General features: G+C 52.6%; 31 protein-coding genes, 1 tRNA gene and 1 pseudogene. 20 read left to right on the top strand and 13 right to left on the bottom strand.

Annotated elements, in window-relative coordinates; translation table 11 throughout:
- Nucleotides 1–543 precede the first annotated feature (543 nt).
- The 7 genes from NVIE_RS15885 to NVIE_RS08935 all read left to right on the top strand — a co-directional run bounded on the left by NVIE_RS15885 (nt 544) and on the right by NVIE_RS08935 (nt 4,802).
- Nucleotides 544–714 (top strand): thioredoxin domain-containing protein, encoded by a 171-nt coding sequence (locus NVIE_RS15885; protein WP_227717313.1) that lies wholly within the window; start codon nt 544–546, stop codon nt 712–714.
- 308 nt (nt 715–1,022) lie between these two features.
- Nucleotides 1,023–1,205 carry a hypothetical protein gene (locus NVIE_RS15425; protein WP_075054952.1) on the top strand — a complete coding sequence of 61 codons (183 nt, stop codon included), beginning with the start codon at nt 1,023–1,025 and terminating at the stop codon, nt 1,203–1,205.
- A 184-nt stretch (nt 1,206–1,389) separates the two neighbouring features.
- The gene (locus NVIE_RS08955) at nt 1,390–1,812 is read left to right on the top strand and encodes a hypothetical protein (RefSeq protein WP_075054951.1); all 423 of its coding nucleotides are present in this window, start codon (nt 1,390–1,392) and stop codon (nt 1,810–1,812) included.
- 41 nt (nt 1,813–1,853) lie between these two features.
- Nucleotides 1,854–2,390 carry a deoxycytidylate deaminase gene (locus NVIE_RS08950; protein WP_075054950.1) on the top strand — a complete coding sequence of 179 codons (537 nt, stop codon included), beginning with the start codon at nt 1,854–1,856 and terminating at the stop codon, nt 2,388–2,390.
- Between the two features lie 23 nt (nt 2,391–2,413).
- Nucleotides 2,414–3,085 (top strand): hypothetical protein, encoded by a 672-nt coding sequence (locus NVIE_RS08945; protein ID WP_075054949.1) that lies wholly within the window; start codon nt 2,414–2,416, stop codon nt 3,083–3,085.
- Nucleotides 3,082–3,960, top strand: coding sequence for a GNAT family N-acetyltransferase (locus tag NVIE_RS08940; RefSeq protein WP_075054948.1), 879 nt, complete (start codon nt 3,082–3,084; stop codon nt 3,958–3,960). Before NVIE_RS08945 ends, NVIE_RS08940 begins: the two co-directional genes overlap by 4 nt.
- A 20-nt stretch (nt 3,961–3,980) precedes the next feature.
- Nucleotides 3,981–4,802, top strand: coding sequence for an alpha/beta fold hydrolase (locus NVIE_RS08935; protein WP_158435160.1), 822 nt, complete (start codon nt 3,981–3,983; stop codon nt 4,800–4,802).
- On the opposite strand, the gene NVIE_RS08930 is transcribed toward NVIE_RS08935, so the two are convergent.
- A complete protein-coding gene (locus NVIE_RS08930; RefSeq protein ID WP_075054946.1) occupies nt 4,799–7,273 on the bottom strand; it encodes a M1 family aminopeptidase in 2,475 nt (824 codons plus the stop codon). The two genes, NVIE_RS08935 and NVIE_RS08930, sit on opposite strands and share 4 nt — an antisense overlap.
- Nucleotides 7,274–7,319: 46 nt before the next feature.
- Entirely contained in the window at nt 7,320–9,260 is a 1,941-nt protein-coding gene (locus tag NVIE_RS08925; RefSeq protein ID WP_227717312.1) for an AMP-binding protein, read from the bottom strand.
- Between the two features lie 123 nt (nt 9,261–9,383).
- On the opposite strand from NVIE_RS08925, the gene NVIE_RS08920 reads away from it, so the two are divergent.
- The 3 genes and pseudogenes from NVIE_RS08920 to NVIE_RS16295 all read left to right on the top strand — a co-directional run bounded on the left by NVIE_RS08920 (nt 9,384) and on the right by NVIE_RS16295 (nt 11,266).
- Entirely contained in the window at nt 9,384–10,058 is a 675-nt protein-coding gene (locus NVIE_RS08920) for a hypothetical protein (RefSeq protein ID WP_075054945.1), read from the top strand.
- A gap of 60 nt (nt 10,059–10,118) precedes the next feature.
- Complete coding sequence (locus NVIE_RS08915; protein WP_158435159.1) at nt 10,119–10,409, top strand: metalloregulator ArsR/SmtB family transcription factor; 291 nt, start codon at nt 10,119–10,121, stop codon at nt 10,407–10,409.
- Nucleotides 10,406–11,266, top strand: a pseudogene (locus NVIE_RS16295) (SRPBCC domain-containing protein). The gene NVIE_RS08915 and the pseudogene NVIE_RS16295 overlap by 4 nt, the downstream one beginning before the upstream one ends.
- Before the next feature lie 123 nt (nt 11,267–11,389).
- Here the strand turns inward: NVIE_RS16295 and NVIE_RS08900 are convergent.
- From NVIE_RS08900 to NVIE_RS08885, 4 genes are read right to left on the bottom strand one after another with little or no spacing between them, the layout of a single operon-like run.
- Complete coding sequence (locus NVIE_RS08900; protein ID WP_075054943.1) at nt 11,390–11,920, bottom strand: tRNA (cytidine(56)-2'-O)-methyltransferase; 531 nt, start codon at nt 11,918–11,920, stop codon at nt 11,390–11,392.
- A complete protein-coding gene (hflX, locus tag NVIE_RS08895) occupies nt 11,880–13,022 on the bottom strand; it encodes a GTPase HflX (protein ID WP_084790901.1) in 1,143 nt (380 codons plus the stop codon). The genes NVIE_RS08900 and hflX overlap by 41 nt, the downstream gene beginning before the upstream one ends.
- A gap of 2 nt (nt 13,023–13,024) precedes the next feature.
- A complete protein-coding gene (locus NVIE_RS08890) occupies nt 13,025–13,453 on the bottom strand; it encodes a multiprotein bridging factor aMBF1 (protein WP_075054942.1) in 429 nt (142 codons plus the stop codon).
- 41 nt (nt 13,454–13,494) lie between these two features.
- Nucleotides 13,495–14,568: a phosphate uptake regulator PhoU gene (locus tag NVIE_RS08885; protein ID WP_075054941.1), complete on the bottom strand. Its 1,074-nt coding sequence runs from the start codon at nt 14,566–14,568 to the stop codon at nt 13,495–13,497.
- Nucleotides 14,569–14,691: 123 nt separating this feature from the next.
- Between NVIE_RS08885 and NVIE_RS08880 the strand changes: the two genes are divergently transcribed.
- The 6 genes from NVIE_RS08880 to NVIE_RS08855 all read left to right on the top strand — a co-directional run bounded on the left by NVIE_RS08880 (nt 14,692) and on the right by NVIE_RS08855 (nt 18,397).
- Nucleotides 14,692–15,183 (top strand): PUA domain-containing protein, encoded by a 492-nt coding sequence (locus NVIE_RS08880; protein WP_075054940.1) that lies wholly within the window; start codon nt 14,692–14,694, stop codon nt 15,181–15,183.
- Nucleotides 15,184–15,193: 10 nt separating this feature from the next.
- The gene (locus NVIE_RS08875) at nt 15,194–15,529 is read left to right on the top strand and encodes a nascent polypeptide-associated complex protein (RefSeq protein ID WP_075054939.1); all 336 of its coding nucleotides are present in this window, start codon (nt 15,194–15,196) and stop codon (nt 15,527–15,529) included.
- Between the two features lie 48 nt (nt 15,530–15,577).
- The gene (locus tag NVIE_RS08870; protein ID WP_075054938.1) at nt 15,578–16,009 is read left to right on the top strand and encodes a hypothetical protein; all 432 of its coding nucleotides are present in this window, start codon (nt 15,578–15,580) and stop codon (nt 16,007–16,009) included.
- Nucleotides 16,010–16,111: 102 nt separating this feature from the next.
- Complete coding sequence (locus NVIE_RS14590) at nt 16,112–16,738, top strand: hypothetical protein (RefSeq protein WP_158435158.1); 627 nt, start codon at nt 16,112–16,114, stop codon at nt 16,736–16,738.
- 112 nt (nt 16,739–16,850) lie between these two features.
- Entirely contained in the window at nt 16,851–17,384 is a 534-nt protein-coding gene (locus NVIE_RS08860) for a hypothetical protein (protein WP_075054937.1), read from the top strand.
- A 263-nt stretch (nt 17,385–17,647) separates the two neighbouring features.
- Nucleotides 17,648–18,397, top strand: coding sequence for a hypothetical protein (locus tag NVIE_RS08855; RefSeq protein ID WP_144239604.1), 750 nt, complete (start codon nt 17,648–17,650; stop codon nt 18,395–18,397).
- Between the two features lie 175 nt (nt 18,398–18,572).
- Here NVIE_RS08855 and NVIE_RS08850 read toward each other — a convergent pair whose 3' ends face one another.
- Nucleotides 18,573–18,779, bottom strand: a complete 207-nt coding sequence (locus NVIE_RS08850) for a hypothetical protein (RefSeq protein WP_075054935.1) — start codon at nt 18,777–18,779, stop codon at nt 18,573–18,575.
- Nucleotides 18,780–18,828: 49 nt separating this feature from the next.
- Here NVIE_RS08850 and NVIE_RS16290 point away from each other — a divergent pair, with 49 nt between their 5' ends.
- Nucleotides 18,829–19,377, top strand: a complete 549-nt coding sequence (locus tag NVIE_RS16290) for an RNA-guided endonuclease InsQ/TnpB family protein (protein WP_374213694.1) — start codon at nt 18,829–18,831, stop codon at nt 19,375–19,377.
- Complete coding sequence (locus tag NVIE_RS15875) at nt 19,331–19,768, top strand: RNA-guided endonuclease InsQ/TnpB family protein (protein WP_075054934.1); 438 nt, start codon at nt 19,331–19,333, stop codon at nt 19,766–19,768. The genes NVIE_RS16290 and NVIE_RS15875 overlap by 47 nt, the downstream gene beginning before the upstream one ends.
- A gap of 10 nt (nt 19,769–19,778) precedes the next feature.
- On the opposite strand, the gene NVIE_RS08835 is transcribed toward NVIE_RS15875, so the two are convergent.
- A tRNA-Gly gene (locus NVIE_RS08835) sits at nt 19,779–19,850 on the bottom strand.
- 286 nt (nt 19,851–20,136) lie between these two features.
- On the opposite strand from NVIE_RS08835, the gene NVIE_RS08830 reads away from it, so the two are divergent.
- The gene (locus NVIE_RS08830; protein WP_075054933.1) at nt 20,137–20,751 is read left to right on the top strand and encodes a hypothetical protein; all 615 of its coding nucleotides are present in this window, start codon (nt 20,137–20,139) and stop codon (nt 20,749–20,751) included.
- A gap of 120 nt (nt 20,752–20,871) precedes the next feature.
- Complete coding sequence (locus tag NVIE_RS16095) at nt 20,872–20,997, top strand: hypothetical protein (protein WP_260642639.1); 126 nt, start codon at nt 20,872–20,874, stop codon at nt 20,995–20,997.
- 433 nt (nt 20,998–21,430) lie between these two features.
- Here the strand turns inward: NVIE_RS16095 and msrA are convergent, their stop codons facing one another.
- The 5 genes from msrA to NVIE_RS08800 all read right to left on the bottom strand — a co-directional run bounded on the left by msrA (nt 21,431) and on the right by NVIE_RS08800 (nt 25,388).
- Nucleotides 21,431–21,976, bottom strand: a complete 546-nt coding sequence (gene msrA, locus NVIE_RS14835; protein ID WP_075054932.1) for a peptide-methionine (S)-S-oxide reductase MsrA — start codon at nt 21,974–21,976, stop codon at nt 21,431–21,433.
- Nucleotides 21,973–22,341, bottom strand: coding sequence for a methionine-R-sulfoxide reductase (locus NVIE_RS14830; protein WP_075056110.1), 369 nt, complete (start codon nt 22,339–22,341; stop codon nt 21,973–21,975). Before NVIE_RS14830 ends, msrA begins: the two co-directional genes overlap by 4 nt.
- 461 nt (nt 22,342–22,802) lie before the next feature.
- On the bottom strand, nt 22,803–24,101 hold the full coding sequence (locus tag NVIE_RS08810) for a glycosyltransferase (RefSeq protein ID WP_075054930.1): 1,299 nt from the start codon (nt 24,099–24,101) through the stop codon (nt 22,803–22,805).
- A gap of 25 nt (nt 24,102–24,126) precedes the next feature.
- Nucleotides 24,127–25,098 (bottom strand): TackOD1 domain-containing metal-binding protein, encoded by a 972-nt coding sequence (locus NVIE_RS08805; protein WP_144239603.1) that lies wholly within the window; start codon nt 25,096–25,098, stop codon nt 24,127–24,129.
- The gene (locus NVIE_RS08800; protein ID WP_144239602.1) at nt 25,095–25,388 is read right to left on the bottom strand and encodes a hypothetical protein; all 294 of its coding nucleotides are present in this window, start codon (nt 25,386–25,388) and stop codon (nt 25,095–25,097) included. Before NVIE_RS08800 ends, NVIE_RS08805 begins: the two co-directional genes overlap by 4 nt.
- Nucleotides 25,389–25,740 lie beyond the last annotated feature (352 nt).

Raw genomic sequence — 25,740 nt, 5'->3', positions numbered from 1 at the left:
CATGGTTCTTAACGTTTATCAGTGAGCTTGCAGAAAATACAGACACTGTTACTGCTGAACGGTAATGATGATGGCTTTCTAGCTCTGAGCCGTTCGGATTCTATCAACCTCTAGCTTGCGCCGGAAGGTCAACTTTGCAGCATCGACTCTGGGGATTAGCGGTTCCTTCACCACGTTCCACCTCATTGCTTCACATATTGCGCCTTGTGAACGGTCGAATCTTGACCGCCACCTGATGGAAAGGTTCATGGCTGCAGGCACGTCCCTATTCATTCATCTCTTGCATTCTGCACACCATAGCTGCCTTCTGTCTGCTTGGGTTATCTTCTTCGCCCTTTGGAAAGATGGTGGTGGCATGTCTGATGTCACGCGTCATGAAATGACGAGGGTTCAAATCGCTGAACCGCCAAGTAATAATGTATGAAGCGGCATCACTCTATCGAGATATTCTAGGCTGGTTGTCCTCTATGCAAGCACATAACAGACGATATCGAGGTTGGCAAGTGCGAAGGCTGCACTCAGGTAGTTTATGACGTAAACAAAATGACCAAAGAGATTAAGGTAAAAATGAAAGAGTACGGCATCACGTCAGTGCCTACCACTATTATAGATAGAAGCATCAAGTTTGTGGGGATACCAGATTTCCCTTGGATATGCGGCGACGACCTGTACATGAAGTTGAAAAAGGATTACCCATTGAAAAAGGACAATTGATCATCTTTATTCAGTAACAGCTACCTTGCCGCTTGACAGCCAGCAAAGCCGTTCGCAATTATTACTATATTAAAAAGAACATGGGAAATGGGACTTGGTGGAAATGCCGTAATTGACCACTTCCCATGTTCATGTGAGTCGTTACCGGTATTTGCTAGAGATACAATTTTACCATTGATAATAAGCCCTTTTGCGCTATCATAAGCGGTAACTACTACTCAAAAGCGCCGCTGATACGATTTGTGCAAGCTGATTATTCAACGCGCTTTTGATTCTTACAAAGCCCCGCTAAACCGTATGCCCGCACTATGAGCATCGTTAATCTCTATTCTTTCCGATACAACGTCGTGATCGAAATGATCGAAGCAATCGGATACGTGGCAATGGGGTTTGTTGCGACATTCGCGGCGATGGAAGCTGCCTGGAGGATCGCAAAGCGCGACGCGCCTGCCCTGCAAGCGGCAGCAGAAGCGGCTGCAAGGGTCAGGTAAGAAAGAAGGAAGAGTAGGGGAAAGAAATGGAACCCTATGAAATCGCCGGCATCGCCGGCGTGGCCTTTATCGCGTGGCTCGTGGGCTCCAAGGTGCTTGACGACGAGATGCGCCTGTGCTTGAAGAGGCAATCCTCTAGGTAGGTAGCGTTATAAGGCAACGGGCAGGCAGCTGCTCCGTACACATGCCGCCGTACCAGGACGCCGACGAAGGGCACAGGATTCTGATAGACGACGTTTTAGCCCACTGCAGGCAGGTCTTTGGCCAGGGCCTGCAGCTTGAAGCGATACTTTTGGCGCACGAATACCTTGAGCAGAGGCTCAACAACTTTTACAGGCATGGAGACGCGCCGCCAGTGCACCGCAAGTTCAAGCACATCATCGATGCCCTGCATTCTGGCCGCCACCTTTCAGACGAGGACTATGCCGTTCTCAACGAGTTCAACAGGCTGCGCAACGTGAACTCGCACAGGGCCCTTGACAGCACGCTTGAGCTGCGGGGCGCAAAAAAGGGCGACATGGCAAGGGCGATGGACCTTGCGCAGGAATGCGACGCGATAATATCAAGGCTGCCCAAAAGAACGGCTGGCAAGAAGAAGCGCAAGTAACCGCAACAGCTTTTATAGTAATCCTGCCAACTAGCAGCCTGATGCAAAGGCCCGACTGGGACACCTATTTCATGCTGCAGGCCGAGATAGCCAAGCTCCGCTCAAACTGCCTGACGCGCCACATCGGCGCAGTCATTGTCAAGGAGAACAGGCAGATAGCGACCGGCTACAACGGCACCCCGCCGGGGATAAAGAACTGCTTTGAGGGCGGGTGCCCGAGGTGCCTTGCCAGGATCAGGGGCGAGGTCAAGTCCGGCGAGAGCCTCGACCGGTGCCTGTGCACGCACGCAGAGGCAAACGCGATAATGCAGTGCGCCATGTTTGGAAACGCCGGCAGCACCCGGGGCGCAACCCTGTATTCCACTTTTGCACCCTGCATTGAATGCAGCAAGATGGCGATAAGCGTCGGCATCAAGAGGATAGTGGTAATCGCAGATTATCCAGAGGACGGGACGCAGCTCCTGCGCGACGCAGGGGTAGAGCTTGTCAAGCTGGACCCTGAAAAAATGGGCCCGTGGCTCACCATCATCCCGCAGGATCCAGAGTCGTCGGCCAAGGCAGTCAGTAGCAGTAAATAGCAGAGTAGCGGCAACAGATTGCGATGCACATCCACATCACCCAGTTCAATGTGCAACTGTATTTCCGCAGGCCGGCACTTGACAGCGAGCTCTTGGGGACAATGTTTTCAGGCGTGCAGGGCTTTGAAGCCAGGCCAGTCGCGGACGACTACGGCACGCACCCGATGCAGGGGACGATGTCCTTCTACCGCGAGGGGTTCCGGATTGCGCCGGTGCAGTCAAACGTGCTGCCGTTCCGCATCCTGCAGGTTATGAGCTACCCAAACACTCTGAAGGAGCCGGACGCAGAGACGCTTGCGTGCCTGCGCTTTGCCACATCGCAGCTGCAGGAGCACCTGCACATCGACATTGAAAACGACATTTACGCAGTGCGCGTCGTTTCGCATGCCATAGTAGACGGCAGCGGGCAGCGCGTCCTTTCAAAACTGTCAAGCATTGAAAACGTGCCGTCGCTTGCCGGCAGGTACGTCGCCCACAAGAACCCGATGGACGCGCTGCAGATAGTGACAAAAACAGGAAGCGAGCTGTCGCAAGAATCGTGGAGCGACATCCGCGTGAGCCAGTTCAAGGAAAGCTCGTACGTGGTGACGATCTTTCACGAAACCGGGACGCTTGCCCTTGCGCTGGACTGGATAGCGCAGGTAAAGCAGTTTGTCGCGACGATGGTCCAGGAGATGGAACAGGCTGCAGCATGACGATAAAGATACGGCGGGCAAAAAGCTCTGACAAGGAGGAGATCCTTGGCTTTTGCACCAACACGTTCAGCTGGGGCGACTATATCGACCAGGTGTGGGACTATTGGTTTTCGGACAAGAACGGGAGGCTGTTTGTAGTCGAAGACAAAGAAGGCAGGAAAATAGGCGTGTCGCACGTCGCAGTCTGCCCGGGAGGCAGGTCAGCGTGGCTTGAGGGGGTCAGGGTGCGCCCCGAGTACAGGAGGTCCAGGATTGCCACGGAGCTCTTGGACAGGATGCTTGCCTATGCAGGCAGGCGCGGGGCAAGGCAGGCATCTGCCATAGTCTCGAGCGAGAACGTGCCGTCGCAGCGCATGATGGAGAAAAACGGCTTTGCGGCAGTCTCTAGGTGGGTCTATTACAGCACAGACCAAAAGTTTGCGCAGCAAAAGACGGAGGCAAGGCCCGCCACCCTTGCAGACCTTGACAGGATCTGGGCGTACCTGCAGAAATCGCGGATCTACTGCCTGTCTGCCGGCAAGTACGTCAGGGCATGGCACTGGTACCCGCTTGACAGAAAGGCGCTGCGAGGACTCATCAGGGAAAAGAGCGTCGCCGTGACGGGCGACGACGACATCGATGGCGTCGTCATAATCAATGCCAAGGGCTACTGGAAGAGGACAGACGTCCTGCAGATCGTATACCTCGACTCGGCGTCGAGAAAGTCGTTGCAGGACCTCCTTACATTTGCGGCCAACATCTACGGCAGCGGCAGGTATGAGCGCATGCACGTGGTATGCCACGACAGCAAGAGCATCACGTCAATGCTCAAGAGCTTCAAGAAGGAAGAAGACTCGGAACTATTTTTGCTGTACAGCAAGGAATTTACGCAGTGACGCTTGCAGGCATGATGGCAATGGATTTTAAATTCCTGGAGGTCGGCGGGCTGCACGTACGCTACGTCGATGCTGGCAGCAGCGGCGGCAGCAAGCCCCTGCTCTTGATGCACGGCCTTGGCGGGGCAATAGAGAGCTGGGCAAACAACATCGGCGAGCTTGCAAAGAAAGAGGAGCTGCGCGTGATAGCGCTTGACCTGCCCGGCTTTGGATTTAGCGACAAGCCGAAAATGAGCTACACGATAAAGTTCTATGTTGATTTTGTAGCAAAATTTGCAAGGGCGCTCGGCATTGCGCCACTTGCAGTCGCCGGCTCGTCGCTTGGCGGCCACGTTGCCTGCGAGCTTGCAATCGCGCACCCGGAGATCGTTTCAAAATTGATCCTGACAAGCCCGTCCGGGGCGCTTCCAAAATCATTCAAGGGGTCGCCGGCGCTCTGGCGCTACGTCAAGGTGCTCAAGGCCAAGTCGGTGGAGGAGGTGAAAAAGGCGCTTTACGCGGTCGACAACAAGCCCGTGGATGACGCGTACGCCAGGGCCGCCTACGACAAGTTTGCCATGCCCGGGGCAAAGGAGGCGTTCCTGTCTGCCCTTGCAGGGAGCGCAAGGGCCCCGCGCCTCAACAAAGCCCGGCTGTCAAAGGTCAGGGCGCCGACCCTTGTGCTGTGGGGCAAGGACGACATCATGATCCCCGCAAGATACGTCGAGCCGTTTGTGAAAATGAGGAACGCCCGCGTCGTGCTCCTGGAGAACTGTGGCCACCGCCCGCACGCCGACAGGCCGCAGGTCTTTAACAGGCTTGTCGCAGATTTTGTAAAGGAAGAAGAAGATGATGATAGCTAGCTGCTGCCGCCCCGCTCCAGCCTGTCCATCCTCTGCATCATCTCCAGGCTCTTTGCCTTCATCCTGTCAAGCTCGTCGCGCATCTGCGCAACCTCCTTTGGCTTCTTTGCCGCGTCCTTTATCATGTTGATGCACTCTTCTGCCACGCGCCTTACCCTGTGGTCAAGGTCGGTCTCGGACACCCTTGTCAGGTCTGGTATCGCCTTGACATACTCGGCGTCGGCAAAAGCCCTGCAAGCGTTTATCCTGACGCGGAACCAGCTGTCCGCCAGCAAGAGCCTGAGCTGATCCACGACTGCATTATTATTGCTGCTGCCGCTGTCGACAAACTTGGCAAGCGCAAACGTGGCGGCTTCTCTCACGCGGTGGTGGTTGCCCGGCCTGCTCTTTTCAACAAGCAGGCTTGCGATGTCCCTGTCATCCGGGAATTCCTTGAGGCCGGAAATCGCGCCCTGCGCCACGATGTTCTGGAACGAAGTCGTTTCAACGGCTTTTTTCAGGATCGGAACGGCGTCGCTGCTCTTTGTCCTGCCAATGGCAGTCAAGGCCTCTGACTCTACGAAATAGCTCTCCTCGTGCAGGTACGGCTTTAGCATCGCAATCGTCTCGTGGCGCTTGAACTCGCCAAGCGCCTTTACCACGGCGCGCCTTGCCTTTGGGTGGCTCACCTTCAGGCACTTTTCAAGCGCCCTGTACGCGTGGTCTGTCCTTATTGCGCCCAGGCTCTTGGCCGCCTCTGCCGCCACTCCCCAGAACCTGTCGTTCATCACCGCCCTGTACAGCGCGTCGACTGCGGCGTCTGCGGAATGCTCCTTGAGCGCGCGCGCAGCCTCGACCCTCTCGACCACGGTCTGGCCTTCGTGCAACTGCCTTGCCAGCATCTCCCTTGGCGCCTTGATTGATATTGTTTTCAGTATCTTGAACTCGGGGTCGACAGAGAACCACTCGACTTCCCTTTCTACCGGGATCTGGAACGTGCTCTCCTTGTCTGCGATGTCGAAGGTGTACATCTTGATGCCTCCCCTTGCAAACGCCAGCTTGACCTCAAGTGCAAAGGAGAACGGCTCTTGCTGCTGCGCCTGCTGCACCCTTACCTTGGCAGTTTTCTTGTCCTGTGAAAATTCTATTTTCAGGTCTGGGTGGCCCTCGCGGAATACCCACTGGTCAAAGAACTGCTGCAGGCTCTTGCCCGTCTCTAGCTCGAAGACCTTGCGCAGGTCGTCGGTTTCCGCGGTGCTGTTGGCAAACCTGTGCAGGTATGTCTTTAGCGAGCGCCTGAAGTACTTGTCGCCGACGAAATTGCGGAGCATGTGGAGCACGCACCCGCCCTTTTCGTACGTGTGCCTGTCAAAGAGGTCGTCAGGGTGCTTGTACGTCTTTGTGACGATGGGCCGCACGTAGCGGCTGGCCGCCTCGTCGAAATAGTCGTCTGCCGTCTGCATCACGTAGTAATGGAACTCGTCGGTGCCCCTGCTTGCCTCCCAGTACAGGGCCTCGCAGTAGGTCGCAAACCCCTCGTTGAGCCATACGTGCTGCCAGTCCCTGCAGGTGACAAGGTCGCCAAACCACTGGTGCGCAAGCTCGTGAGACACGAGGTGGTCGCTTGTAAAGTCGACGTGGGCCTTTTTGTCGTGCAGAGTGTCCTGCGTCAGCGTAGTGCAGCTGGAATTTTCCATGCCTCCGTATACGAAATCCTGCACGCACACCTGCGAGTATTTCTCGTACGGGTATTTCGCGCCGAGGTATTCCTCAAAGAACTGCACCATGTCGCCCGTCCTATCAAACGAGCGCTTGGCGTCATGCGCCAGCTCCGTCGGGACGTAGTAGTAGAGGCTGCCCTCGTTTATCTCGACGTACTTGCCTACCACCACAGACGTGAGGTACGCCGGGTGGGGGTTGCTCTCGACCCAGTGGTACTTCCACTTTTTGCTCTTTTCGGTTTTCGCAAGCCGGCCGTTAGAGATTGCCATAAAGTCTTCCGGCACCGTCACGATGGTCTCGCTTGAGAACTTCACCTGCGGGTGGTCGATGCAGGGAAACCAGTATTTTGCCTCGACCGTCTCGCCCTGCGTCCATGCTTCCACCCGCTTGTCCGGGTAGTGCCTGTCGGGCGCGACAAAGTAAAAGCCCTTCCTAGGCTTTGCAGAATATGAGATCGAGATTTGCGCCCGCTCGCCTTCCTTGAGGGGTTTGGGCAGTTTTATGACAAGCCTGTCGTCCATGCTTCGGAAGGAGGGGACCTTTTTGCCGCCAAACATGACTGACTTTACCTCAAGCTCGGCAGCGTCCAGCTCGATTTCATCTGCGTCCTGGACGGCGGCAATCTCGAGCTCTTGCCTGCACGAAATGGCATGCGCCTTGAGGTCAGGTTCTATTTCCAGCCTCATGTGGCTTATTGTGAAAACAAGCGACGGGGCATAATGCGCCTTGCTTCCTGCAAGCTCGAACTTTCTTCTGGTCTCTTCCTGCATATGTCTATACGACCCCTGCTAGCAAAAGTCAGTAGAATAAAGGTTGCTAGATTAGGTCGAGGCAGTGGGGGTTTTCCACGGTGGAGACGTCCTGCCCTGACATGCTCTCGCCGGCCACCTTTGCCCTCACGAGGCGCCTCACCAGCTTGCCTGTCCTCGTCTTTGGAAGCTCTGGCACGAGCCTCACCTCTTCGGGCCTTGCGAACCTGCCTATCGACTCTTCCACCTTTTTTGCTATCTCGGACTTTAGACCCTCGTCAGGTTGGTGGTGGCCGTCCCTTATCACTGCGCAGACCACGATAACCTCGCCCTTGAGGTCGTCGGGCCGGCCGACTGCCACCGCCTCTGCCACCGCCGGGTGCGACGCCGCGGCGGCTTCCACCTCCGCGGTCCCGATCCTGTGGCCGGCCACCTTGATGACGTCGTCGGCCCTCCCGCGCATGTACCACAGCCCGTCGTCGTCGACAAGCACGATGTCGCCGTGGTACCAGACGTTTTTTCCGTATTTCGAGAAGTATGTCTCGATGAACCTTGCAGGGTCATTCAGTATCCCCCTGCTCATCGAGGGCCACGGCTTTTTTATCACGAGCAGGCCTTCGCCTGCCGGCCTGCCGCTTTCGTCAAGCACTCCGGCGTCAAATCCCGGTATCGGGCAGCCGACTGTGCAAGGGCGCAGCGGCATCACCGGGAGCGCGCTCAGTATGGCGCCCCCTATCTCCGTCCCGCCAGAGAGGTTGATGACGGGGCACTTTTTCCTGCCCACCTTTTCAAAATACCAGTCCCACGCCTCCCGGTTTATCGGCTCGCCCGTGCACGCAAGCATGCGGAGCGATGAAAGGTCGTAGCTGCCGGTATTGACGTTGCTCTTCATGAACAGCCGTATGGCAGTCGGCGCCGCGCCAAAGATGCTTACTTTATGATCCTGTACAAGCCTGCACCATGTATCAGGCGCGGGATAGTCGAGTGCCTCTTCGTACACGAGCGCCGTGGCGCCCACAATCGGGCTCCCGTACACAACCCACACCTGCCCCGTTATCCAGCCAATGTCGGCGTACCAGAACAGGACGTCGTCAGGCTTCATGTCGATGAGGTAAGCGGCCTGCTGGGCGGCGACTGCCATAAAGCCGCCGTGCACCTGCAGCGTGCCCTTGGGCTGGCCGGTGGTGCCGGAAGTGTAGAGTATGAAGAGCGGATCTTCAGAGTCCATTGCCTCGGTTTTTGCCTGTTTTTTCTTGCCTTTTACAAAATCGCTGTAATTGACAATACTGTTGCCTCCTCCGCTTTTGCCGCCGACCGTGACTACCTTTCCGACTTTCGTGCCCTCTATTGCCTGCGACCACTGCGCCTTCAGGTCAATGTCCTTGCCGCGCCTCTTTGCGCTGTCTGCTGTTATCAAGAGCCGGGCGCCGGAATCGACAAGGCGGGAGCGCAGCGCCGGCGCCGAAAACCCGGAAAACACGGTCGCGTGCACGGCGCCAATCTTGGAGCAGGCAAAAATAGCAAAGAACGCCTCGGGTATCATGGGAAGGTAGATGCCCACCACGTCACCCTTTTTCACGCCCGCGTCCAGAAGAGCTGACGCAAGCCTGCCGACTTCGAGGTCCAGCTCTCCGTACGTGACCTTTCTTGCGCTGTTTTCGCCGGCAAATATGTACGCGACCTTGTCAGGGCTTTTCTTGGCGTGCCTGTCGATTGCGTTTGCGACAATGTTGCACCTGCCGCCGATGAACCACTTTGTCCACGGTACGCCGGCGGCAGAAGAATCGTAGACTCTGCCATATTTCTGGAACCATTCAAGGCCGAGGTCGTCGTTTACTGCGTCCCAGTACCACGAAATGTCGCCGTTTGCCCTTTTTACAAGCTCCTTGTAGTCGGAAATGCCGTGCTTTTTCATGAAGCGCGCGATGTTGCTGTGCGCTAGGTGGCCGGCACTGGGCTGGAACGCAAACGGCCCCTCTCCCTCCAAGTTGTTGAAAGCAAGCGCCACCAGACGTCTATTTTACTTAACTACCGGGCGGTGTGGAGGAGTCAAGCTGGCCCGGTACTGGCGCGCAAAAAGAAAGAAAAATTAAATGCAGATGCCCGGCCATACATGCACAGAAGATAGCTTTTGGTCGTCGAGGAGGTCCGGTACGATTTTGCAGATTATCCGAAATACGCGGACGACTTTGTGCGCGACCTTGTAAAACTGATGATAATGTCAAAGATGAATTCCACCGCGCGCAACACCTCTTCAAAAGCGTATTTCCAGAAACTGGTGTCGCAGATGGAAGGCTGCGAGGCAAACGTCGTAAAATACGGCCAGCCGCTGCTGTATGTCAAGTACCGCGGTGTCCAGTTCACGGACCAGAAGGTGACGTCGCAGTTTGTCCGGACCAAAAACCACGTAATCGACGTGACGATGGAGTCCGTCTTTGGCGAATTCGTCAAGACGTTTGACAGCCTTGCGTCCATGTCTGAAAGCAAGGTGAAATGGGGCGTCGTTGCTGGCGACAACGGCGAAAAGGAAAAACCAGAGCCAATGTTCGCGCTCTTGGACAGGCTCGTAGAAGCGGTGGGCCGGCTGACCGCGCTTGACCCGGAGAGCCCAAACAGCCTTGCGGGCAAGCGCTTTGGGATAAGAAACGCCAGCATTGCAAGAAAGTCGCTCCACCTTGAATTCCTGGTAGACGGCCGGCTCCACATAATCGAGCTGAACCCCGGCAAAAAGAAGGAAAAAGCAGTAGAACTGCTGTTTGGGAATTCAGAAGCGGCAAAGGCGATAGTCGCCCTCATGATGCAGTAGCTAAATACTTAAATAATTATTTAATTATTGAATATGCCAATGGGATCACCGTGGAAAGCAATGGCCGACGACAGCCGCCGACAGATACTCGTGATGCTGAAGGAAAAGGAAAGGACGCCAAGCGAGATAGCGACGCACTTTCACTTTACGCTCCCCGCGCTTTCGACGCACCTGCGCGTGCTCCGGGACGCCGGGCTTGTAAACGAGCGCAGGGAAGGGCAGAACAGGCTCTATTCAGTCAACAGGGCGCAGATGTCCGAGATGGTGCGGTTCTTTGACGCGTTCTGGGACGACAAGCTGGACAGCCTGAAGGAGTACGTGGAGAACAGGGAGGGGGCGAAAAGAAAGTGACCGAAACGATAGAAAAGAGCATAGTCATCAACGCGCCGCAGGCCGCGGTATTCAAGGCGCTGACAAGCGAAAATGACCTTACGCACTGGTTCCCAAACCAGGTCAAGCTGGAGCCGAGGGCCGGAGGAGCAGTCGAGTTTCGGTTCCTGCGCGCCGACGGTACGGTGGATCACCGCGTCGTCGGAAAGGTACTCGAGATAATCCCGGACAGGAAATTCTCGATGTCGTGGAAAAACACCTCCGACCCAGACTTTCCGGACACGACGGTCACGTGGACGCTTGAGCCGGCGGCAGGCGGCAAGACGCTGGTTACGGTTGTGCACACCGGGCTGAAGGGCAAGTGGGCCAAGGACGTCAACGAGGGCTGGTCCTACTTTACAGTCCAGCTTGCAGATTACTGCAAAAACAGCACAAAAGAAATCAGAAAGACAATAGTCATCGACGCGCCCCATGAGCTCGTGTTCAGCATGTAGACCGATCCAAAACACGTGGCGCAGTGGTGGGGGCCAAGAGGTTTTACGACCACTATTTACGAGATGGATGTGCGGCCGGGCGGCGTCTGGCGGTTTGTCATGCATGGCCCAGATGGCGTCGACTACCAGAACAAGATGGTCTATGACGAGATAGTGAAGCCGGAGCGCATAGTCTACTCCCATGTATCAGGGCCGCAATTTCGCGCGACGGTGACCTTTGCCGAGCAGGAGGCTGGCGGCAAGACCAAGGTTACAGTGCGGATGCTCTTCAAGTCGCCCGAAGAACGCGACGATGTGGCCAAGAAGTACGCCATCGAGGGGCTGAACCAGAACCTGGATCGCCTTGTGGAGCAACTAGCAATGCAACAAAAAGAAGGGAAGTGATGTGCACCCGGGTGACACACTTTTTTTCAGTATGTCTCAGTCGAGGTGCATTTCCTCATCTCGCTGAATGGGCGATCGGCGCAGGTTAGTGTCATCACTGGCACTGATGGAATCAGAGAGCGATTAAATCTTTTCCACCTGCTTGCCCTTCTCCGAAGGCACTATCCTCAGCTGGCCGCCGGCGACCTCTTTTTTCAACTGCTTGCCGGAAAACACCCTGTCAAGGAATATCGCAAGCGCCGCTATCTCCGAATGCGGCTGGTTCCCGACGGCGATATTATAGTCGGCAAGCTCGTACGCCTCCCTTGGCACCTTTTCCGCGCCTATTATCACCAGCAGTTTTTCCTCCTTGCGCACTTTTTCAATCGCGTCGTCGATGTTGATGCCGTACATGGTCAGGTGCGCAATCTTGCCGCCTGATTTTTTCCACGCCCTTGCGACTCCCTTCCAGTCCTCTATTATCTCCACCTCGAAATTGCCGCCCCAGCGCTTGCCAACAGCATTAACAGTGTCCTTCACCGACTGGTCTATGCCTGTCATGTAGATCCGCTCGGCTCCAAACGCCCGGGAGACAAGCGCCGCGTGCGTCGTCACGCGGTCGTCCCTGACCAGCCTATGCCCTATCCTGAGCACTGCCACCTGTTGTTTTTTCATTGTCATCCTGCACCACCCTCTCCGTTTCAAAAAGCAGGGACCTTGCCAGGCTTTTCAACTGATCCATGTTGTATCCGGTCTTTGCCGACACCGGCAGGACGCGCCTTGACGCAAGCAGGCCAAGCTGGCCCGCCTTGTCAAAGGCATCCTCCACCGTTGTCCTGTCGACCTTGTTCAGCACATAGACGATCCTGGTCTCGGGCACCTCAAACTCCCTTATCACTTCAAGCGAGCTTGCCAGCTTGCGCCTTATCTCAAGGACGGGCTCGCTGATGTCAATCACGAGAAACACGAGGCTTGCGTACGACAGCTCTTCAAGGGTGGACTTGAATGCGTCAATCATGTACGCCGGCAGCTTGCTGATAAAACCCACTGTATCCAGCAACAGCACCTTGTCGCCGTCAAGGTCGATTGCGCGGGTAAACGTGGAAAGCGTGGTAAAGACGCTTGCCGCCGTGCTCTTGGTTTCGCCTGTGAGCGCGTTAAAGAGCGTGGTCTTGCCCGCCGACGTGTAGCCGGCAAGCGAAACCGACATCAGCCCAGCCTTTGCGCGCTGGTTCCTGTGCAGCTGCCTCTTGGTCACTTCCTTTTCCAGCTTTTTCTTGAGCGCCTGCGCGCGGTTTTTTATGTCCAGCAGGTACGTGTCGGCCTCGTACTTGCCAAGGCCGTAAAATCCCGGCTGCTCGCCGGCCTTTGCAAGCCGCACTGCCTCCCTTGCGCGAGTCATGTCGTAGCGCAGCTGCGCCAGCTTGATCTGCGTCTTTGATTCAGTGGTGCTTGCCCTGCGCTCAAATATCTCCAGTATCAGGCGCTCTCTGTCAATGACTTCTTTTTTGCAGACGCTTGCAAGGTTGTAGGTCTGGCTCGGCTTGAGCACCTCGTCAAACACTATCACTTCGGGCTGGATCTCTTCTGCAATCGCTTTCACCTCCTCAGCCTTGCCCCTGCCGATGCCATAGCGCGATTTCGTGATATGCTTTTGCGTCACTATTTTCTCTACCCTGTAGCCGGCGGCGTCGGCAAGCGACACTGCCTCGCTTATCGCCTCGTCATAGGGGTACGTTATCAGTATGGCCTTTCTGTAAGCAGCAGCCAACAGCATCTTCACTTTTCTTCTTTTTCTGCTGCTGCCGAGGCACTGACATACAATTTGATTCCAAGGTGGCGCTCCAGCTTTTTTGCAAAAAGCTCGTCCGGCTTGAGGGAGCCTGTTTCAAACCTCCTCAGCAGGTTGGCCTTTTCGTTCATCTGCATGCCCAGCTGCTCGTGCGTGACGCCCTTTTTCATCCTCGCCTCCCTGATGAGCCTCGGGAACTCGGGGTCTAGCACGAGGTCGTCGGCCATGCCGATCTTTGCCTGCCTCTGGGTAGGGGCCGGCGCGGCTTTTTTCTTTTTTGCTGCTGTCGGCACTTGCGAGGGCGTGTAGGGCTTGCCGTGCTTTGAGCAGGACATGCAGACCTTGAAAACGGTGCCGTCCACTACCACCATCTTTTTTTCGGCGGCGTGCTTGCCGCAAAGCTCGCAGTAGGACATATTGTTATTGTTTCCAACCTGCTAGACGCATGCGGATGCAATTAACTTTTCCGAATTGTCTGCTGCACCGTCATGTTGAGCACGATCTCGGCAATGTCGCTTGCACACTCTGACACGCGCCGGACGTTCTCTGTGATGAGCTTTACCCTGTACATCTCGCTTGCGTCCCTGGGCTTTGAGATGGACTTTATTATCGCCTTTTCCATCTCGTCGACTTTGCGCGCCTTTTCAATCGCCCTGTCCGCGGCCTCGTAGTCGCGCTTGAACATCGACAGGCACGCGTCGTCGAGCACCTCGAGGGCAAAGTTGCACATCTCGTCTATCTTCTCAACGATGTCCTTGTTTGCCGGCTGGCGCATCTCTATGATGTCCTTGGCGATTATTGCCGCGTGGTCGGCGACGCGCTCGACCGACTTGGCGACGAGCCTGTAGCCGAGGCAGTTGCGCGGCTCCTCAAGGCCTATCTCCTTTAGCAGGTGCTCGTTCTTGATTGCTATTTTCAACTGCCTGACTATATAGAAGCTGAACCTGTCTACTTCGTCGTCTGATTTTATCACCTCCTCCGCAAGTTCGGCGTTGTTTTCCCGGAGCGCCATCATCACGTCGCGGTACATCGACTTGGCAATCAACAGCATGCGCTTGAACGCGGCGTCCACCGACAGGTCAAGCAGGTTGATGAGCACCTGGAGCGTTATGCCCGCGGCCGAGTCGGCTATTATCTCCGTCCCCATGAGGATGCGCCGGGCGATATTCTTGATGACTTCGCGCTGCTCCACCTGCAGCCTGCCGTCCTTTGGGACGACGTTTATGACGTTGTAGCCGAGAAAATAGAGAGCGATGAGCTTTCTTGCGATAAAGTAGGGGTTGTTGTCCTTTGCGACCTCGATCGTGGCGTCCTTCTGCTCTTTTGCGACGCGCTTTGATGCCGGGGCAATCTGCAAGGTCGAGTTGCCCTGCCTCAGTATCGTCACGTGGTCGCCCTGCTTGAGGCCAAGCTCCTGTATCCACTTTTTCGGAAGTGACACGATGTACGACGAGCCGCCGGTGTACTGCAATTTCCTCGTTTCCTCGCCATGGCCGCCCTTGCCGTTGCCACTTTCTACGATGCTTTCCATTGATTGTAGGATTTTACTCAATTCTATATATGCCTACCCATTTTCTATATAGAAAGAACAAACGACAGTAAAGTGGCACTGTATTTATGTGGGATTCCCTGCAACTCTGATGCCTGAATCGAATTGAACCCGCTTCCACTCGACGCACGGGACAAGGTCTGCCGGCACGTAGACGCCATATTTGGCGCCGGCGTCTCGGAGGCCCTGCCGGCCAACAGCAACATGCAGTTTGAATACTCGCGAAAAACGGGGAGGATCAAGAACTTTTCAATCGACAGCGCGCTTGTCGCCACCCTGCGCACCGACGGCGGGCTTGCGCTCACCGTGGAAGGCGCCCGGTTCTTTGTGAACAACAGCAAGGCTTTCCGGAAAAACTGCGTGGTGCCGGCAGAAGAAGCGGTGCCGTTTGTGAGCGAGGGAAGGTCGCTTTTCTGCCGCCACGTGGCATGGTGCGGCTCTAACGTGAGGGCAGGCTCGGATGTCGCCGTGCTTGACGACAAGAACAACAGCGTGATTGCTGTCGGCATTGCCGTTCTTGGCGCAGGCCTGATGAACAGGTTCTCAAAGGGCGTCGCAGTCAAAGTCAGGGAAGGAATAAAAGGTCGAACGGCCTAGCAAGTGTGACATGATGCGCGGCAACCGCGAAATGAGGCGCATGCTGGACAAGATGGGCCTTGACATGAAGGAGATGCCAAACGTTGAGGAAGTCATAATCAAGACCGACACCAAAGAGTTCTACCTGGTCAAGCCGCAGATCATAGAGATGAAGGGCAAGGACAGCACCATCTTCCAGGTGGTCGCGACGGACATCGAGGAAAAGCAGCGCGAGGTGCCGACGTTCAAGGAAGACGACATACTGCTTGTCATGCAGCAGGCAAATGTGTCGAGGGAAAAGGCGGTCCAGGCGCTGACCGAGTCAAAAGGCGACATGGCGCAGGCGATCCTGACGCTCACGACCTGACAACAGCCTCATACTTTTAAATAGCCCTGCCACGGCAATTGTCCTGTCTTGGGACACGATAAACCCGTTGCTACTCTTACTTCGCATTCTGCCGTAGAGTCCATCGTCGGCGCGCTGGCCGAGCTGGAGAGCGACATCGACAGCATGAACGCACGCGTGGACGAAATGAAAAAGCGCCTGCTTGCGCACTCCAACGAGGAAGTGGACAAGCTGAAGCAGCAGATAATCTCCATGGCAAACGAGGAGGCCAAGAGGATAGTAGAAGCGGCAAGGGCGGAAGCAGAGTCCGAGTCCGCGCAGATTATGAAGGAAGCCGAGACGAGCCTGACTTCGATAAAAAAGAACATCGACTCCTCGTTTGACAAGGCAGTCGAGAGCATAGTAAAGACGGTCCTCGGGCAGGAAACAGCGGCAGAAAAGGGCGAGAAAAAGGCCCCGAAGGTCAAGAAGTACGGCTCTGACGGCAAGCCCGTGAGCTAGGCGGCAGCAGCAAAGCTTAAAAGCGATTTTCCATACAAGCTAGCTGTCGATGAAGCGCCCCTGACAAAGGAGCTTTTGCAACAACAACAATACAAGGTGTCAGTGGCAACTCTCCGCGGCCGCCCATATTATGAAATCACGCACGCGCTAAAGCAGATGGGGGTAAGGTACGACTCTATATCGCCTGAGGAAGCGGCAGATTCCAGCTGCAAGGTCGTGATCACCACGCGCGACGAGGCAGGCATGATTGCTGCCAGGGGAGGAGGCAGCAAGGCGGTGATGCTTGACACCGAGCTCGTGAAATACCCTGCTATAGCCAAGGCAAAGATACTGAGGAGCATCGCCGGCTCGCAGGCCGACGACCAGCTGACCATTGGCATCGACCCGGGCAACAGGATCGGGATCTCTGTGATGTACCTGCACGAAGAGATAGCAAGCATTGTCGAGTCGTCGCCCGCAAGCGCGATAGGGCAGATTTCCGCGGTGCTCGGGGGAGTCAGCTCGCACAGAAAGGTGGTAAAGATCGGCGACGGCAACATCAGGATGGCGCTTTCGATGGCGTGGGCGCTAAAGAAAAAGTTCCACGACGATGTCGAGGTGGAGATAGTGGACGAGCACGGCACGTCCCGCCCGCAAAACAACGAGGTAAACAGGCGGGGCATCCGCGACAGGATGTCTGCAAGGACGATTGCGTTCCGCCCAGGCAGGCCTTACTACATGCAGAGATGACAAAATGAAGATGACAACTACTACGCTGTCTGCTGTCACTCCGGCAACGGCATTGTCTTGATTTCTGAAAAAAATTTTTATACGATGCATCCAGTCTTCGATCCGAATCTAGATGACACTTGGGAATCATAGGATGATAGTGGCTGTCATTGCCATAGGAGTGTTCGCGACGATCTTGGGTGCGTCGATGGTCGCAGCCTCGATGCAAAATGCCACTGCATCATCAAACATGCCCCGCAGGATAGCGGGAAGCTGGGTCGAGACGTCGATTGCGCATAATGCAGAAGGCCACCAATCACATCAGGCGGTGCATTTTGTCTGGCCTCAAGCAGGGCAGGTGTACGACGGAAAAGTGACATTTACCGCATCAAAAGGTGTGGATATAATAGCAATCCATGACATTACCGACCAACAAGGAAACACGACTGGGATCAAGACGTGGACCGTCGAGGGACGCAAGTATGCCACTACGACGCTGATGACAAACGCCACTTCGGGCACGGTTGACTTTGTAGGCTCTGAGATCCTGGCCCATTCCGCGTCGAGCGACCAATATACTGTCGCATTCTCTCTAGATGCGATAACGATGAGAGACACAGGCATACATAACTATGTGCAGAATAATAATTCTACAAGAACACCATAATGACAAAACAAATGCTTCAACAAGTGGCTAAAGTCCAAAATGGACGCGGGCAGCAGCATAACGATGGTATAATGATGTAGGAAGGGCCACAAACGAAGCAGGCCTGTGCCATCAGAATATCAAATGCATAAAGGAAGTAAACATTCTATCAAAATCGCTACTGCAATTATAAGATAATGCAATTAGCAGAAATTATATCAAATAATTACTAGAGTAGAAGGTGGCGTCAGATTTTTTATTTACATAAAGCTTGTTATGATGGCATGTCTTTTTTTAACAAAAAATCCGTTAGTAGTGGCGGTGGTCCAAGACACGCGGCAATGTTCTTTTTGCTAGTTGCTGCGCTGAGCTTGGTTCTGGCACCGTCGATAAGTAGCAGCTTGATAAGACCCGCAGCAGCGGCCGCAGAACCTACATTCCAACCGCAGCAAGCTCTGATTTCCAAAGATGCGGTGGGCAATCTTGGCGGCAACGAGGCAGGAGCGAACAATGGCAATAATACTGGTGGTGGCGGTAACAACGGTAATGCACAGTGTCCTCCGGGCTTTCAGTGCCTTATCCGCGGAGACGTCGGCGCTACCAAACAACTTACACTCGATATATCTGCTACGGGGAAGGTAAGTGGTTCCAACGCACTTGCAACGGCAACAATAGAAGCCACAGTAGACATTGACACCAAGAAGGGCACTATTCTTAGATTACAAACCGATTCAGTCACTGGAAGCGCAGAAATCCGCGATAGGAATGGCAACACTGCTGCAACAATGGATCTTAGCAACATCACCTTCGATGTCAAGGGAGCAAAACTGACCGTCAATGCAGATTTCACAGACCAGGATGATGATAAAGGTAAATTCACTGCATCCTTGTTCGCCAAGGACAAGATAAACGCCAACAGCAGCACTATACCCTTAGATAGCCAAAGTAACAGCCTGTCAATAAAATATGATACGGTGAACCAAAGATTCACGTCAACAGGCTCCAATGTGGAGGCTGAGCTCAGCCTCACATGAGATAGTATGAGAGTGAATCGAATCAGAAGAAGATAGCATATCTGTCGCCGATGATGATGCCGACGACAATGCAGTCACAATCTGGTAGCAGCTTCCCACAAGGCAGATGGAAATCTGGAACCATAGTTAAGGTAAAGTTGGACGCTGGCGCTTCTGCCTGTGATGCACAAGATATTCACGTGATGGTGTTTCCAAACATCACTTGATGCATAGACAAGACAGCAAAAAATGCGGCGCGGCTGCCTTCCCTTCTTTTTCTCTCCTCTTTTTCTGACTTTGCATCGGTAGAGAAGTTGTTTACTCCTTCTGGCTTGAAGAGATCTCTCTGTAATACATTGCAACCATGACCATTAATGGCAAAGGCTTTTATCTTCAGCTTCAAAATTCCACTTCGTACGGCAGTAGTGCGAAGTTAGCCCAGCGGATCTTCAATTTTAAAAATTTATATCGAACATTACGATGAAATAAATCAAGAACCAAAAATAATCCGATCATACAAATTTCGCATTTATCCGTCAGAAGAGCAAACCAAAGTCCTGAACGATACTGTTGAAACTTGCAGACATCTCTACAATGATTCGCTTGGCGAGAGAAGTATAGATTGGGATGTAGATTATTGGGTTCAAAAGCAACTATTGACCCTGAGAAGGGAGGACAACAAATACTACAAACAGGTGCATAGCCAAGTATTGCAGGATGTTCTGTTGAGATTAGATAAGGCGTACCAAGCCTTCTTCAACAAGCTTGCCAAATTTCCAAGATTCAAGAAACGAAGGAAATACAATTCTTTCACGTATCCACAATATGGCGGCTTTCAATTCAAGAGTAACAGGCTAGTACTTTCGTTTATCGGCGCTATCAGAATTAGGATGCACCAAATACCTGTCGGCGTATTGAAAACATGTACAGTCATTCGTGACGTGGACCAGTGGTATGCCTTCTGCCAAACTTGCAGCCAATTACGATACTGTTGTATTTGAAAAGCTGACAATCGATAACATGGTCAAAAACCATAGTCTGGCATCAACAATAATGGATGCCACTTGGGGAAAGCTGCGCGAATATACTGCCTACAAGGTAGAAAGACGCGGAGGACGGACAATAATTGTCACCCCAAATGGTACGTCGCAAAAATGCTCCGGATGTTGGGTTGTGGTGGAAAAAGACCTGTCTGTACGCGTGCATAAATGTCCAAGCTGCGGTCTAACGATGGACAGAGACCATAATGCAGCTTTGAACATACTGAAATTGGGCTTGGAACGAGCCCGCGCAGAGGCAGAACCGCTACTTGTTAGACGGATAAGCAAGTTCAGCCAAGGAAGCGAGAAGCCTCGTATGGAGGTGGTTCACCCCAGCCTGGTTAAGGAATAGTATGGAGAAATGCGGTCACCGGGATTCGAACCCGGGTATCGGGCTTGGGAAGCCCGAGTCATAACCACTAGACCATGACCGCTCTGTTGTAAACAACCGCGTTAGCTTCGATATTAAAATCTTTGAGTAAAAGACTTGCCGAGCTCGGGATCGCGGGTTCAAATCCCGCACTTCGCACCATTTTCACTCTTAAATCACTAGCGATAGTAAACCCAAAGGTAGCTCTGGCGTCTCTTCTTCCTCTTCAAAATATGATGTTGCAGCAGATCATGGCAGCAGTTCTGCAGAGGCCAGTCTATGATTATTAATACAAAACACGTAGATACAGGTAGATTATTTTAATAGATTCATGCTGATCGATGCAACATATGCTCCCAAATGATGATGGTGGCGGCAAGTATGACAGTACTTCTTTGAAATTGCTGCACGACCGAGTAGAATTCAGACTATACGCGGCCGAGCAGCATCTTAACAGGCTCAAGGAGATCGGAGACGATATTGCTAAGGACAATGCTAGGATTGAAGTCGAGATGGAGATAGATTGTTTCTTGTCACATCTTATGGGAGCCGTGGACTCTTTGTTGTTTGAGATAAACAACAAATTGGAATTGGGCATCCGTCCTTACGATGTATCCTTTGCTAACGTGCAGAGCGCGCTCAGTGCCAAGACAAAGAAGATAGATTTGCTTGGCGAATTGGATGAGGCTAGGCAACATGGCAAATGGTATGCGCTTCTGGACGAATTGAGAAACCAATCGGTGCATACAACATTTCTCAAGAAAACCACGACGGTGAAAGGGTTTTCTGGCGAACATTCGGAGTTGCGCTTCATGAAGGTTCAACGCGATTCTGAAGGTGATAATATGTTCGAACAGACTATCGTGAATGTCGAAGTAATGCCATATTTGGAAAAGAGTTTGCAGCAGATTAGGGAGCTAATCTACCACATAAGGACCAAGGAACCCCTGCTACTGCTACCGTGATTGATGTGGAGCGAGAGAATGAGTCCGTGATGCTACTGTTATTACCACTGCTGCATCTTTTTTCGATCGCTCATCTTGATAACGACGATGTTGTATATCCTTGTTAGGTGGTCTTTGAGAATGCAGAGGTCAACGCAAGTCCTAACGGACTGCCAATATAACATGGCAAAACAGCTTGAGAAAAAGCTGGAATTTCTTTGGCATCTTGACGGCTACATAAAAGATGCAGAGAAAGACGGAAACTAGGAGTGCGTCAAGGTCTTCAAGGAGATTAAAGTGGACGAAGAAAAGCATGCAAAGATGCTAAAAGAGCTCCTCAAGATAAAATGAGAAGAGAGCGTTCTAAGAAAAATGCTCTCTCCACCTTTAATTTCTATGCGGTCTTTCTTTTTCAAGATTGGTTGGCGTATATGAAACGCACCTGAATTGAATTGACATGCAAAAACAGTAACGGCTGATACTCTATACCTCATCTGACCATTCTTTTGAAATAGATCTCGGAATTTCTATCCACGTCGCTGTTGTTACTGGCATATGCTCTTCCCATGCGACATAGATGTTACTGCCTTCGGCAACTATCTGTGGGAACAAGGAATTGGTACTGTATCATTCGCACCGGCCGATTCGATAACGAGACAAAATGCAATCCGACGATAATAATGATACAGGACCTCGACAATTAACTAAACTCGTTCCTTACGTCCTTTCCATATTGCTTGAGCAGCTTACGGACCTTGGGCTCGATGACAAACCTGCAGTACGGAGCGTTCTGATGCTGTTCATAGTATTTCTTGTGGTAATCTTCCGCGGCGTAAAATTTCTTAAAAGGCACGATCTCTGTCACGATGGGGTCTTTGTAGATGCCTCTGGCCTCAAGCTCTCTTTTTGAATTTTCTGCAATCTCTCTTTGTTTATCATCGTGGTAAAATATTGCTGACCTGTATTGTGTGCCTACGTCGTTGCCTTGTCTGTTCAGGGTGGTTGGATCGTGGGTATGCCAGAAAACGTCAAGCAGTTTTTCAAAAGAAATAACCACTGGATCAAATTCTATCTGAGCGGCTTCTGCATGGCCTGTCCTTCCTGTGCATACATCATCGTACGATGGATTTTCAACCTTTCCTCCTGAATAGCCGGGTAGGACAGATTTGACGCCTTTAAGCCGGCTGAATATTGCTTCAGAACACCAGAAGCAGCCATTGGCAAGCGTAGCAATCTCGGTCTTCATGTCCTGGCAGCAGGGATAAAACGTATGGACAACGAATTGACACATTCTCTGGTGTTCTTGGCCGTCAGGTTTTCTCCAATAAATTCATGCCCCAGGTGAGCGCCGCATCTTGCGCACTCTATCTCCGTTCTTATTCCGTCCGGATCTGGCAGACGTTTTATGGCGTTAGGAAAACTGTCATCAAAGGCGGGCCATCCGCACCCTGCATCAAACTTGCTCTTGGATGAAAAAAGAGGCTGATTACATCGTCGGCATACATATGTGCCCTGTTCGTAAAAATTGTCATATTCTCCAGAGAAAGGAGGTTCTGTTGCCTTGTGTACTATTACTCTTTCTTCTTCAGGAGTCAGCTTGTTGTAACTCATGATATTTGCTATGCTCTCTTTGTTCTCGTGTTTTATTTGCCTTCCCAAAACCCCTCGAAGGCCATTATTATTTTGTCGTCTATTCTGTAAATATGTTATATAGTAGAAATTCCCTAGAATAAAATTTCATAATTGTGCTATTCCCTTTTGAAAGGATGGCCAAATTCGTCGTCTTGCGTTGTCAAAGATTTGGATTTGCCAATAATCATCCTGTATAGGGCAAGCGCAGACATGGCAGAAATGAAGAGGCCTATCAGAGTGTAAATCACGACTATGGTTGCTAGTGAGTATGACGGCAGTACGAATGTGAAAAGAACCTCATTCATGTCTTGCATATGGCCCCTCCTCTTGTTGAGTGTGTGTGCATGTACGTTGTAATTGAAGCTAATCTGATAAAAACCTGTCCGCCAATCTTTCAAAGCGCCCGGTGAATTGCTGCTGCCTTTTTTTGCTCCTCTCTCTCAATGTTTCTCCACCGCAGTCGACCTTACTCCTCTTCCGTGGTGCGTGGTCTTTTCCCAAAAGACTGACTTGAAAAGCTCCTGATAAAAAGCCCGCAAAGATGCGATGGGCATCATGACATTCATGTAAAAGAACATGTGCGGCAGATACTTCAAGGTCTTTACCTCTATGCCTTCCAGCCTGGCCCCCTTTATCCAGATGTAGTAGTAAAGGCCGTTGAATCCAAGCGGTATTATTGTCCAGAAAGGAACCGTATCGGCGGTAATAAACTGCGGAACCAATCCTGCCCCTTCCAGCAGCCATAGCACGGTGATTGCGTATGCGATCCAGTTGAGCACCACTATCAGTGGGCTGACCAGCATCACAAGCGTTGAAAATATTCCCAGAAAACCTATCCTTCTTGCAACGGTTGGCTGGAGCAACAATATGCCAGCGTATTTCCAGAAGCTCTGCATCCATCCGCGGAACCACCGGGTTCTCTGCTTGAGCCATGCGTCAAACTTGACCGGCGCCTCTTCCCAGTGCCGGGCGTCAAGCGTCGAGACATTCCACCTGGCAATCCTGAGCCGTATTGCAAGTTCGGCATCCTCTGCCAGGTTAGTCGGCTCATACCCGCCCACGTAACGCAGGGCGGCCCTGCTAAAGTAGTTACCCGTGCCGCCAAGCGGTGCAAACATTTTCAGGTTCGATCTGCCGTTGAGCATAATGCGGAACCACCCTGCGTACTCCATTGCAAATATCCTGGATATCCACGAGTCCTCGGTGTTGCCAATGCGCAGCATGACCTGCACCGCTTGCTTGCCTCCCTGTATGGCTGCGGCTGCCTTTTTGAAGACGTCCCTGTCAGGAATATCCTCCACGTCCATTATCACCACGATGTCCCCGGTGCAAAGCAGCATGGCATCGTTTAGCGCAGATGGCTTTGTAGGAAAAAACTGGCGCCGCGCCAGCACCTTGACTGTCTCCGGGTGCTTTTGCTGGTACCAGAACGCAATGCGCTCGCCTCCCTCGTCGTCGACGACTACAATTATCTCCTTTTTGTCCTGAGGGTAGTCAACGTGGTAAAGGCAGGCCTCAATCGTCCTTCCGAGTATCGGCTCGTTTCTGGCCGGAATTATTGCAGAGATTCTGGGGTAGACCTCAAGCCTCGTGTCGGGGCTCAGTGGAGGCTTTATGCCCGATATTGTGACTATGAGGTGGTAGACGCCCCACGCCGTGTAGATGGCGGTAATTCCCGCAGCCAGTGAAAACAGAAACGCCGATGGCATCAGTGCAGCAAAGGCCGCAAGCGCCGACATGCATGCAACAAAGACGGCGACGCGCCTAGCCTGCAGCTTTGATTACCTCTTCCGCGACAGCAGCCGGATCCTTCTTCTTGTTGCCGGAAAGAGGCACGAGTTTTATCTTCTCCGGGTTGACGATCGGTGCAAGTCTGCCGACCAGGCCTTCCGGCACGAACAAGAGCATGACGTATTTGCTGAGATCTGCCCCCCTCAGTATCTTTTGCAGGATCTTGGCGTCAAATCCTGATTCATCCAGGATAAAATCCACAATAACCTGCGTCTTTCCTGCCCTCACTACAAGTGGTATAATGTGGATGACGCCACTTCCTCCCCTTATCTTGCAGAGGACCTGGGCCTCGAGGCCTTTGCCTGCCAGTGCCTGTTGAATCGAGGCAAAATACTCGGCCACTTCTGCAAAGTTCCGTATTTCGTCATTGATCCTGTACACGGGAAAATGCTGGAGGTCGATTTCATCGACCTTTAGCTCGTGGCCGTTATGACAGACTGCGTTCACAAGAGGGTACTGAAAAACCCTTCCGCAGTCCTGGCACTTGAATCCTATGCCCGGCCTGCCGTATTCGATTCCCACCCGCTTCATCTGCTTTGAGCACTTGGGGCACACGTACTCGCTGTCCTTTTGAGAGACAAACTCTTCCACCGGCCCGGAGTATTCGCAGCCATAGTGTATCATTATCTCTGATCTTGCAAGGGAGAGTTTCTTGCAGTCGGGGCAGGAGAGCCTGAGTGATAGAAGCAGGCTCTTGCATCTGGGGCATGCAGAGTAGGACCTGGAACCTGTCACCGATAGCAATTTTTCCTGCTCATAATTCCTTATCCTTTCAAAGGAAAGGTCCGCGTTCTCTATCTCATAGATTATGCCGACGCCGTGCCTAAACTGTGGCTGGATGTCCTCCCTGTGCTTTTTTGCAAAAGACGCCAGGAATGCAAGCGTGCTATCATCTTTGAGATCCATGCTGCTCCTGTTATTACTATCAAGCCCCATGCCGCTCATTTCGCCCTCCTCTCGATGGACTTTAGTACATCAACAAGGCTCTGCTCTGCGGTGGAGCCCGTATTCTGGCTTGATATCTCTGATATGATGGCGCTTTCTATCAGCGCGGCTCCGTTTCCAAAGATGTCGTGAAGCGCATCAACGAACTGCTCTGGCTTGTCCAGTATTTCGTCACGGCTTACACCTACATTTTCAAGATGGTAGTAGAAAACCTCGGTTTCGGTAAACAAGAATTCACGTAACGTCTTTTGGATCTCGGATACGACCTGTCGCCGGTCATACACTGACAATCAGTCACTCACTCTCCCTCTGCTGTTGTACTCTTTTCTGGCAGCAAAAAGCAAAATTGGCGCACTCTTCTTCTTCTAGCCTGTGCAACTTTGTTAGTTGTATGTAAGGCTATTATTTAAAAATCCTCTTTGTTGAATAGAGTGCCAGAATCCTCTGAGGGTAGAACGGTGTATGATTTTAGCATCCTTCGGGGCAACCTTGTATCCTGGAAGGAAAAGTAGAAATGTTATAGAACAGACGATTAATAGGCTCTAATCAGTATGATTTCTTTCAGCCAACCGAGCCAACCTGCGCCCAGTGAAGGCTAATTTTTGAACAAACAAGTCATTTAATTATAGTACAATATTCTAT

The organism is Nitrososphaera viennensis EN76, from assembly GCF_000698785.1.
GTDB lineage: Archaea > Thermoproteota > Nitrososphaeria > Nitrososphaerales > Nitrososphaeraceae > Nitrososphaera > Nitrososphaera viennensis.
Note: the sequence above shows the minus strand (reverse complement) of the source record. Positions and strands in the feature narration are given on the sequence as shown.